The organism is Actinomadura logoneensis (assembly GCF_003428695.1).
Taxonomy (GTDB): Bacteria; Actinomycetota; Actinomycetes; order Streptosporangiales; family Streptosporangiaceae; genus Spirillospora; species Spirillospora logoneensis.
The window spans coordinates 1-1,480 of record NZ_QURH01000531.1 but is presented as its reverse complement, the minus strand read 5'-3'; the positions used below and the strand labels follow the sequence as shown (position 1 = coordinate 1,480).

The window sequence follows — 1,480 nt, the reverse complement described above, 5'->3', positions numbered from 1 at the left end:
GCCCGCGCCCGGCCGCCTGGGAGGAGGCGGCTCGGACGCGGGCCGTGCGGCCGGGGCGCGCGTCAGGCGAGGACGGACTCCAGCGACACGTGCTTCATCCCGTGCGCCTCGGCGACGTGCTCGTACACCAGGCTGCCGGCGTGCGTGTTGAGGCCGAGCGCGAGCGCGCGGTCGGCGAGCAGCGCGTCCTTCCAGCCCTTGTTCGCGATCGCGACCGCGTAGGGGAGCGTCACGTTGGTGAGGGCGTAGGTGGACGTGTTCGGCACCGACCCCGGCATGTTCGCCACGCAGTAGAAGACCGAGTCGTGCACCTTGAAGGTGGGGTCGGCGTGGGTGGTCGGACGGGAGTCCTCGAAGCAGCCGCCCTGGTCGATCGCGATGTCGACCAGCACCGAACCGGGCTTCATGTGCGCGACCAGCTCGTTGGAGACCAGCTTGGGGGCCTTGGCGCCGGGGATCAGCACCGCGCCGATCACCAGGTCGGCGGCGCGGCACTCCTGCTCGATCGTGAACGCGTTGGAGACCAGCGTCTTCAGCCGGCCCTGGTAGATCGCGTCGATGTGCCGGAGCCGGTCGACGCTGACGTCGAGGATGGTGACGTCCGCGCCCATGCCGACCGCGATCTGCGCCGCGTTCAGCCCGGACACGCCGCCGCCGATGACGACGACCTTCGCCGGGGCGACGCCCGGGACGCCGCCGGGCAGCACGCCGCGACCGCCGTTGAAGCGCATGAGGTTGTAGGCGCCGACCTGCGGCGCGAGGCGGCCCGCGACCTCCGACATCGGGGCGAGCAGCGGCAGCGAGCGGTCCGGGAGCTGGACGGTCTCGTAGGCGATCGCGGTGACGCCCGCCGACAGCAGCGCGTCGGTGCACTCGCGGGACGCGGCGAGGTGCAGGTAGGTGAAGAGGGTCTGGCCCGAGCGCATCCGGTGGTACTCGGCGGCGATCGGCTCCTTGACCTTGAGGATCAGGTCGCCCTCGGCCCAGACCTCGTCGGCGCTCTCCAGGATCTTGGCCCCGGCCGAGGTGTAGTCGTCGTCGAGGATGGCCGAGCCCTCGCCGGCGCCGCGCTCGACGAAGACCTCGTGCCCGTGCCGCGTCAGCTCGTGCACCCCTGCGGGGGTGATCGCGACCCGGTACTCATGGTTCTTGATCTCGCGGGGAACGCCGACCTTCATAGTGTCCTCCGTCAACGTTGACAGGTTGTGACCAGCTGGTACGCCTCAAGGGTGAGGGCACCCCGCACCCCCGTGCCACGCGCACTCTGTATGGTCATTCCCGAATCAGCTGACAGTATGTAAACGGCAACGGCAAGGATCACGACACGCTTCCCACCGGTCCCCGCCGCCGCGTTCCGACGCTCCCACCAGCGTGTACCGACGGCTCGCGCGACCGCGCCCGGACGGCTCGCGCGACCGCGCCCGGACGGCTCGCGCGACGGCGCCCGGAGGGCCCACGCCGCCGCGTCGCGACGGTTCAG

General features: G+C 71.3%; 1 protein-coding gene. It reads right to left on the bottom strand.

All coding sequences use genetic code 11. From position 1 onward, the window contains the following. Positions 1-62 precede the first annotated feature (62 nt). On the bottom strand, positions 63-1,178 hold the full coding sequence (ald, locus tag DZF91_RS23870; RefSeq protein ID WP_117359551.1) for an alanine dehydrogenase: 1,116 nt from the start codon (positions 1,176-1,178) through the stop codon (positions 63-65). Positions 1,179-1,480: the final 302 nt, after the last annotated feature.